General features: G+C 42.1%; 6 protein-coding genes. 3 read left to right on the top strand and 3 right to left on the bottom strand.

Translation table 11 applies throughout. The features are described from left to right. Positions 1-104: 104 nt before the first annotated feature. Both gppA and rhlB read right to left on the bottom strand, forming a co-directional pair. The gene (gppA, locus tag N480_RS08830) at positions 105-1,607 is read right to left on the bottom strand and encodes a guanosine-5'-triphosphate,3'-diphosphate diphosphatase (RefSeq protein ID WP_063372140.1); all 1,503 of its coding nucleotides are present in this window, start codon (positions 1,605-1,607) and stop codon (positions 105-107) included. Between the two features lie 30 nt (positions 1,608-1,637). Beyond that, on the bottom strand, positions 1,638-2,921 hold the full coding sequence (gene rhlB, locus N480_RS08825) for an ATP-dependent RNA helicase RhlB (protein ID WP_063372139.1): 1,284 nt from the start codon (positions 2,919-2,921) through the stop codon (positions 1,638-1,640). A gap of 92 nt (positions 2,922-3,013) precedes the next feature. Here rhlB and trxA point away from each other — a divergent pair, with 92 nt between their 5' ends. The 3 genes from trxA (at position 3,014) to N480_RS08810 (ending at position 6,222) form a co-directional block, all read left to right on the top strand. Next, the gene (gene trxA, locus N480_RS08820; RefSeq protein WP_063372138.1) at positions 3,014-3,340 is read left to right on the top strand and encodes a thioredoxin TrxA; all 327 of its coding nucleotides are present in this window, start codon (positions 3,014-3,016) and stop codon (positions 3,338-3,340) included. Between the two features lie 207 nt (positions 3,341-3,547). Next, complete coding sequence (rho, locus tag N480_RS08815) at positions 3,548-4,807, top strand: transcription termination factor Rho (protein WP_023399073.1); 1,260 nt, start codon at positions 3,548-3,550, stop codon at positions 4,805-4,807. Positions 4,808-4,944: 137 nt separating this feature from the next. After that, the gene (locus N480_RS08810) at positions 4,945-6,222 is read left to right on the top strand and encodes a methyl-accepting chemotaxis protein (protein ID WP_063372137.1); all 1,278 of its coding nucleotides are present in this window, start codon (positions 4,945-4,947) and stop codon (positions 6,220-6,222) included. Here N480_RS08810 and N480_RS08805 read toward each other — a convergent pair. Continuing rightward, positions 6,199-9,048 carry an ATP-binding protein gene (locus N480_RS08805; RefSeq protein ID WP_063372136.1) on the bottom strand — a complete coding sequence of 950 codons (2,850 nt, stop codon included), beginning with the start codon at positions 9,046-9,048 and terminating at the stop codon, positions 6,199-6,201. The genes N480_RS08810 and N480_RS08805 overlap by 24 nt on opposite strands. Between the last annotated feature and the right edge of the window lie 55 nt (positions 9,049-9,103).

Here is a 9,103-nt window from a genome sequence, read left to right as displayed (position 1 = left end):
GATTGGCGCAAGCGTTTTTTTAATTAAAAAGAAAAAAACACTTGCGAATGCTCAATTTACAGACAAAACACCAGTTTTTGTTGATTAAACGCACTATTCAGCACCTAATCACATTCAATTTCCAATAACCAACCACACTTTTCTTGATACTTTGCTTCTTGCTCCAGCTCTGTACGCATTAAAGGATGTGTTTCCAACCAAGCTTTCGGCACAGTTAGAGTGAGTGTTTCAGGTTCACTTGCAGTCAGGAACAATTCTGGCAACACATCATCTTGACGACGCATAGATAAAATAACCCCAATGCGTAATAACCTAATTAGTATTTCAGCCAGACGTTGATTAGAACCAAGCAGGGCAAAGCTCTCAACATCGATATCTAATCGGTGATTACTTACCAAAGCCGCAATCAGTTGCTTTTGAGCCTTGGTATAGCCAGGCATGACACTATTGTTAAGAATATAAGCACTATGCTTATGGTACTCTTTGTAATCGATCAGTAAGCCCAATTCATGAACGACTGTTGCAGCACGTAAAGCATCGGAACCAAACTGTGTGTTAATCGACCAGTAGCCTTTTAGCTGATTGAGGAAACTATTACTCATCTCAAAGACACGCTGTGCTTGCAAGTTGTCAACATGGTATCTAGCCATAAAACAATTCAAAGTACGCTTACGAATATCAGCAACACTTAAATCATCAATCATGCCATAGAGCACACCTTCACGCAGCGCACCACCAGCTAAGCCCATACGTTCTATTTCTAGCGACTCAAATAACGCAATCAAAATTGCAAGGCCAGATACAAAAACAAGTCGGCGCTCTTCGCTTAAACCAGGCAGATCAAGCTTAGATATAGTCTCACAGTCAATCGCCATTGATTTAATTTGATTGAGCTTTGATAGCACTAGGTACTCATCAAGGCCCAGAGCAGCAAAGATTTCTTGTATCGCTTGAACCGTGCCAGAAGCACCGATAGCTAACTCCCAACCGACTTGTTGAAACGCTCCAGCATGTGGGGCTATCACTTCTGTTGCAGCCTTTATCGCTTGTGCAAAGTTCTCTTCGCTCAGCAAACCATTTTTGAAATACTTTTCTAGGTAAGTAACGCAGCCCATATTTAGACTGTAATATATATGTGCGTCGAAGCCACGACCAATTACAACTTCAGTACTTGCTCCACCAATATCAACCACAAGCTGCTTACCATGACATGACGATGTATGAGCAACCCCTTTATAGATAGTGCAAGCTTCCAATTCACCGCTTATTATCTCAATTTTATGATTGAGAATTTCCTCAGCCCGCAGCTTAAACTGTTCTGCATTTTGAGCTAAGCGCAATGTCGCGGTTGCAACAATTTTAATGTTTTGCGGCGGAATATCCTGTAGTCGCTCCGCAAAAAGTGACAAACATTCCCAGCCTCTTTCCATTGCTTCTTGAGACAGTACATTTTGCTCATTGAGTCCGGCAGCTAGCCTAACTTTACGCTTTACTCTGCCAATTGTATGGACTCCACCAGCCATATGCTTTGCAATAAGCATGTGGAAGCTGTTTGAGCCCAAGTCTATTACGGCATATACATTATTCTGTGGTGAGTTATATCCCACGCTCGTAACCTCTACTTACCCTTACGACATCTAACTATGCTTAGATGCTGATTTTTGATAACTGCCTTGTCTGCGAGTATTGCCACGCTTTCTCTGACCAGATTGATAATTTCTGCGATGTTGTTTTACTGGTGGCTTGAGGTCATCTAATAATGCAGTTTTGTCGTAGTGAGAAACAGGAATCGAGTGTTCTATATATTCCTCAATCTCATGTAGATTGTACGCATATTGCTCACAAGCAAAACTAATTGCATGCCCCGATGCTCCAGCCCGACCAGTTCGACCGATACGATGCACGTAATCTTCTCTATCATCTGGTAAGTCGAAATTAAATACATGGCTTACTTCAGGGATATGTAATCCTCGTGCAGCAACATCAGTCGCTACAAGCAAATCCAATTCACCTTTAGTAAATTTAGTCAATATAGACAAACGTTTCTTCTGATTTACATCACCTGTAAGTAAACCAACACGATGCCCATCAGCCTTTAACCACTCGTAAACATTCTCACAACTGTGCTTTGTGTTTGCAAAGACAATTGCCTTATCGGGCCAATCTTCCTCTATTAGAGTTAAAAGTAAAGGTAATTTGTCCTCTTGTGAGGGGTGAAATAATTCTTCTTGAATACGCTTGCCAGTTTTAACATCAGGCTCAATCTGAACATGAATCGGATTGTGCATATGCTCAAAGGCCAGCTCCTGCACTCGGTAAGATAGTGTCGCAGAAAACAGGAGATTCAAACGCTCTTGTGTTCCAGGCATGCGATTGAATAAATAACGAATGTCTTTTATGAAGCCCAAATCAAACATTCGGTCTGCTTCATCTAGTACCACAACCTCTATACTGTTGAGGTTAAACGCACCTTGTTTATAGAAGTCGATAAGTCTACCAGTGGTACCAATTAAAATATCAACGCCTTTTTCTAATTGTGCCCGTTGTTTTTCATACTCTTCGCCACCATATACTAAACCTAACTTTAAATTACAGTGTGGTGCGATAACATTTGCATCTTTATGGATCTGTATTGCCAACTCTCTAGTCGGCGCCATAATAATGGCTCTGGGTTGTACAGATGCTTGCTGTTCAGGTTGATTTTGCATTAAACGATGACAAGTCGCAGTAAGGAATGCCAGTGTCTTACCGGTTCCTGTTTGCGCCTGACCCGCAATGTCCCTGCCTTCACATACGTAAGGCATACACTTTGCTTGAATTGGCGTACAATGTTCGAAGCCATTCGCTGTCAAACCGGCGACCACTTCCGGTGCTAAAGCAAAGTCTGAAAATTTGGTATTGGTCAAATGTGTCTTAGTCATAGCAATAAAGCATAACGTTTAAACTTGCAATAAGAAACAAGAGTGTTTAAATACGCACTAAATAATTCGCCTAATTTCTAACGGAGAACGTAATGAGCGACAAAATTATCCAATTAACTGACGACAGCTTTGAAGCTGACGTACTTAACTCAGACAAACCTGTTCTTGTTGACTTTTGGGCTGAGTGGTGTGGTCCTTGTAAAATGATTGCGCCAATTCTTGATGAAGTAGCTGGTGAGTTTGAAGGTAAAGTAACTATCGCCAAACTAAACATCGACCAAAACTCAGGCACGCCTGGAAAGTTTGGTATCCGTGGTATTCCAACACTACTTCTATTCAAAGACGGTGCAGTTGCTGCAACTAAAGTAGGCGCACTTTCTAAAACTCAGCTTGTTGAGTTTTTAAACGACAACGTTTAAAAGCTAAAAGCCCAAATAACTCAGTAATTTGGGCTTTCTCATTTTGCTTGCCAGCGAAATTTTAAGATTAATGGATTAATTTTTTGTATAAAGACTGGACGACTCGATGGCTAGCTGCTAACTTATAGAGCCACAAACCTTTTTATCGAATTTCAACTCAATCCCTCGTGCGACGAGAAAACAACGTTAATTAAAGAACCCACCAATATGCATTTACGCGAACTTAAAGACAAGTCAATAAATGAGCTTGTAAAACTTGCCGAGTCAATGGGACTCGAAAACGTAGCCCGTCTTAGAAAACAAGATATCATCTTTGCTATCTTGAAAGCCCATGCAAAAAGCGGCGAAAACATCTATGGCGGCGGTGTTTTAGAAATTCTCCAAGACGGCTTTGGCTTTTTACGCTCTTCCGAAGCTTCTTACCTAGCAGGGCCGGATGACATCTATGTCTCGCCGAGTCAAATCAGACGCTTTAGCTTGCGTACTGGTGATTCAATTAGCGGTCTTATCCGTCCACCTAAAGATGGCGAACGCTATTTTGCTTTGTTAAAAGTTAATGAAGTTAACTTTGATAAGCCTGAAAATTCTCGAACTAAAATCTTGTTCGAAAACTTAACGCCTATCCATGCTAACGAACGTTTAGTAATGCAGCGTGGTAATGGCAGTACTGAAGATATTACAGCGCGAGTTTTAGACCTTGCTTCACCAATTGGTAAAGGTCAACGTGCACTTATCGTTGCGCCGCCAAAAGCGGGTAAAACGATGTTGCTTCAGAATATTGCGCAATCGATTTCTTACAACAACCCTGATGCAACTCTTATGGTACTGCTGATTGACGAACGTCCTGAAGAAGTTACAGAGATGCAGCGCTTGGTTCAAGGTGAAGTTGTTGCATCAACATTTGATGAACCAGCAAGCCGTCACGTGCAAGTTGCTGAGATGGTGATTGAAAAAGCTAAGCGCCTAGTTGAGCACAAAAAAGATGTCGTCATCTTATTGGACTCAATCACTCGTCTAGCACGTGCTTACAACACTGTCATTCCTTCATCGGGTAAAGTGCTTACTGGTGGTGTAGATGCCAACGCACTGCACAAGCCTAAGCGTTTCTTCGGTGCAGCGCGTAACGTTGAGGAAGGCGGTAGCTTAACCATTATCGCAACAGCACTTATCGATACTGGCTCTAAAATGGATGAAGTTATCTACGAAGAGTTCAAAGGTACGGGTAACATGGAATTGCACTTGAACCGCAAGATTGCAGAAAAACGTGTATTCCCAGCTATTGACTTTAACCGTTCAGGTACACGTCGCGAAGAACTGTTAACTAAGCCTGATGAGCTACAGAAGATGTGGATCTTGCGTAAGATCGTGCATGAGATGAGCGAAATAGACGCGATGGAATTCCTTATCGACAAACTCTCAATGAGTAAGACGAACGATGAGTTTTTCGACTCCATGAAGCGAAAGTAATCATAAAAAAACCTGCAAATGCAGGTTTTTTTTTACCCTGCAAAAGCTTGGAATTCACTTTGAACTAGTCTATACCTATTAGTCTAATTGGAAAAAAGTTTCCAATTTTTAAGACCATAGAAGGGAGACTCAGGTATATGCGTTTAAACGTCGGAGTGATCAGTACCACGTGCGCTAATCTAACCATTACAGTACTTTGCGCTTTATATTTCGATTTTTCATTATCTGCAACAGTAACAATATGCACGTTAATCGTTCTGAGCGCTCTAGTCGTTTACCTCTTGATCTCTAAATACAGCAGTAAAGGCAATTACCTAGATAACTTGGTCAGCGCCTTGCTCGCTGATACTAATATTGACCTTACCTATCGGTTTGATGAACAAGACAGACAGCTACCCAAGTCGTGCCTTGCGCTCAATGCCGGGATAGCCACTATTGAACATATTATTTGCGAAGTCTACACCTGCTCAGCTCGACTAGCGCCGATGGCCGATGATCTCAGAGACACGTATGCATCTATGACTCAAAAGGCCACCATCCAACATGCACATGGTGAAGATTTAGCCAGCTCTATCAATCGTATGCTCATCGTTTCAAGAGAGTTAGATGAAAATTTAGATAAAATTTACTGCTCTGTTGAAGAGGCCACCGAAGCCGTCAAAAAAACCCGTGTAGATACCGATAAAAGTCAGGAAAGTCTAATTAGCCTTGCGGAGCACATTCGACAAACCAGTCAGCAAATCGAAGCACTTAAAGCAGACAGTGATGCGATTAGCACTGTGATAGATGTTATCAATTCGATTGCTGATCAAACTAACTTACTTGCCCTAAATGCCGCTATTGAAGCCGCTCGAGCTGGAGAACAAGGTCGTGGGTTTGCAGTTGTAGCTGACGAGGTACGTAGTTTGGCTGCACGTACAAGCCAATCTACGCAAGAAGTGCGCGCAATGGTCAGTAAAATCCAAGCCGGTACTGACAGTGCTCACTCATTGATGCTGCTTGCGTTAGAAGAAACAGATAGAACGGTTCAACTCTCTGATGAATCGACCAAAGAGGTCGATCAAATCGAACATGCGATGCTCGACATCAATGCAATGTCGCACAGTATTCACAGTCAAGTTAAACAGCAAAAAGTGGTATCTGATGAAGCCCAAGCAAGTATTGAATCAATGGTTGAATTGAATTCTGACGCCCTTTCAAGTTCTAAAATCCAAGCAGTATCTAGCACTGATTTAATCAACCTCTCTAGTAGTATTCACGAAAAGTTAAGCATTTTTAAAACAGAAACACCAGAACCTGATTTGGACCCTCGCGTTGATAAGAGTCGCGCTCAAAGTAGCGAATCAATGACCAAACAGCCACAAGAAGCGCCTTCAGCTGATTTAAGTGATTCAGGTGATATCGAGTTGTTCTGAGTAAGCGTGTACTTTGAGTTCATCACACAAAATCAAGAACAGGTCTTGGTATTGTGCAGAGTTGTGTTGTTTTAAAGCCGCTTCGAATTGTTTCGCAATATCTGCAATTGGCAAAAACCCAAATACCGCAGCGGCACCCGCCAGTTTATGGCAGTGGTACTGTAATCCAGCGTGATCTTCTTCTTGCCATAAATCGATCAATTTGTATCGCTCTTGTTCAAGCGTTGAAGCAAAGCTCTGTTTCAAATCTGCCATATCTAGACTGATATCAGTATCTACGTGCGCATTGTAATCGTGATTCAAAGTGCTACTCAAAACTGCAACGAGTTTATCTTGCTCTAAAGGTTTACTTAAATGTCCATCAAAGCCGCTGTCTAAGTAATACTTGATTTCATGTTCCATAACATTCGCGGTGAGAGCATAAATTGGCCCTTCATAACCCGCTTGGCGCAATAAACTTAATGCCTCAAGTCCATCCATTTGGGGCATTTGTATATCCATCAATACGAGGTCTGGGTAGCTACTTAAACATTTTTCTACCGCCTGCTTACCATCTGATGCAGACTCAACTTGTAACCCTAAGTTTGACAATATACGTTCGAATAAAATGCGATTATCATCGTGATCTTCCGCAAGCAAAACCTGCCCAGCAAAGGCATGTGTGTTAAGCACTTCAATTTGCTTGCAAGACTCCTGATCATCTTGTTTATTGAGGCGAGTGCATGGCACCCAAAACGCAAACCGACTACCAACGTGTAATTCGCTCGTAACCCTAATTGTTCCCCCCATCATTGCAGCAAGTTGCTGCGACAAACTAAGCCCAAGTCCGGAGCCTCCGAAGCGACGCGTGATACTATTGTCACCTTGCTGAAAGTGCTCAAAAATCTTTTCGAGCTGAGCTGCTGGCATGCCAATTCCTGTGTCACTGACACTAAAGAGGATGCCATCGTCTTGAGGTTCAGCCAATAATTCTACATGTCCATGGTGGGTAAACTTAATTGCGTTACTCAGTAAATTAATCAAAACCTGTTTTACTCTGACATAGTCCAAACAGACGCGATAGGGCGTTTCCAACCGATGATCAACAATCAGCTCTAAGGACTTTTCTAAACACGGGTGATGGAACATATCGGTGATGTCAGATAAGAGCGATTCCACTTTAAATTCTGTGAGCTCTAACTCAAGTTGTTCTGCCTCAATTTTACTAAGATCCAGTACATCACTGATAAGCTCTTTCAAGTGTCTTCCCTGTCGCATCAGCACTGTAAGAGATGCTTTGAGTGATTCATTGTCTTGATGCTCATGGAGCATATTTTCACTGTATCCCAAAATAGCAGTCAATGGCGTACGTATTTCATGGCTTATGTTAGCGAGAAATTGGCTTTTTACTTGGTTAGCACTGCGCAATTGATCTGCCGTTTTTTGCAACTCTGCAGTGCGCTGCGCAACTTCATTACTCAAGTCTAGTTTAGCTTTGCGTTCAATTGTACGGCGATACCACGCTACCAAAGCCAAAAGAGCAAAACCAACTACCAACCCACTCATCCACATCAATTGTTGATGCTGCTTTGTTCTTAGCTCTTGTAACTGCTGTGCTTGTTTAAGTTGGGCTAACTCTTGGCTAAGCTCACTTTCTTCAAACCGCTTTTGGTACTTTTGGGCTTTCTCTAACAGCGCTTGGTTCAATAATTGGAAGATGGCGTGATCATACTCCGTCAACGTACGCAGCGCTTGTGCGGTATCACCTTGTGCAGACTCCGCTAAAGCAATGACCGATAATGCCCTCTTTTCACGTAGCTCAGCACCTAATGTCTGATTCATTGCTAAACTTTTCTGCGCCGCTTCTTTGGCCTGAGCAATTTCACCTTTAACTAAAAAGACCTGGGCTTGCACATACAAAGCCTCAGACATATTTGAGTCATTCTCGGCTTTTTCTGCATAATAAATGGCGAAGTTGACCTGAGTTTCAGCCAGTGACATATCACCCGTAGCAATACTCACTTTTGCTAAATTGCTATATTCGTAAGATAAGTGTTTAACGTCATTGACCGCTTCATAGTAATCAATGGCTTTTTGCAAATAGTTGCTCGCCAGCTCAAAGCGCGCTGTTTGGGTATATAGCACACCTAAGTTAGCCTGCGACAACGCGATGCCATAACTGTCCCCAAGCTTTTCGAAAAGAATGATAGCTTTTTGCAGTAATTCCTCGGCTTTTTGATACCTCAATAAGCGTATATATACACCTGCAATGTTGAGAATAATATCAGCCTGATCTTGCTCATCACCATGTTGCTTGTAGAGCTCGTACGCATCCAAGTAATGCGACAAGGCACTCATCAGGTCGTGCATTTTCACATATGCCAGACCTAAGTTATTGTGAATATGTGCGACTTCAATTGGAGGTTGATGGCTTTTGGCAAGGACTAAAGCGCGAGTATAATCCTTTTCCGATGCTGCAAATTCACCTAAATGATACCAGCCAATTCCCTGCATTTTTATCGCAGTAAATTGTCGTGTTAGTTCTTCTGGAGCGTTCAGTTCTCCTTCCATTTGCTTAAAAAACTGAATGCCTTGACGTAGCTCTCCATGCTGAAAGGCCACTTTTCCTAAGAGCTCAAAAAGAGCGATTTTTTGCAAAAGAGAAAGCTTTGGATGGTTTAATAGTTGCTCACCAACCATCTGTTGTTCTTGCCAGCTTTCAAGTTGCGCAATATTCTGTATTTGCTGCTCTAGCGTTTGTACTGAACTATCCTGTTCTGATGAGTAGCCGACACTGCTCAGTCCCAGCGTAAAAATCACTATCAAGCACTTATGTATTAAAGCCATCCATGCCATCCCGATTTGCAATAGCGTAATAATTAATCGACAATATTTATGGTCA

Origin of the sequence: Pseudoalteromonas luteoviolacea S2607 (assembly GCF_001625575.1) — a bacterium.
Lineage (GTDB): Bacteria > Pseudomonadota > Gammaproteobacteria > Enterobacterales > Alteromonadaceae > Pseudoalteromonas > Pseudoalteromonas luteoviolacea_E.
The sequence above is the reverse complement of the archived record's forward strand: the minus strand, read 5'-3'. Positions and strand labels throughout refer to the sequence as shown.

Coding starts and splice junctions, on each gene's coding strand:
- N480_RS08810 (WP_063372137.1), top strand. CDS start 4,945: ATGCGTTTAAACGTCGGAGTGATCAGTACCACGTGCGCTAATCTAACC.
- N480_RS08805 (WP_063372136.1), bottom strand. CDS start 9,048: ATGGCTTTAATACATAAGTGCTTGATAGTGATTTTTACGCTGGGACTG.
- rhlB (WP_063372139.1), bottom strand. CDS start 2,921: ATGACTAAGACACATTTGACCAATACCAAATTTTCAGACTTTGCTTTA.
- rho (WP_023399073.1), top strand. CDS start 3,548: ATGCATTTACGCGAACTTAAAGACAAGTCAATAAATGAGCTTGTAAAA.
- trxA (WP_063372138.1), top strand. CDS start 3,014: ATGAGCGACAAAATTATCCAATTAACTGACGACAGCTTTGAAGCTGAC.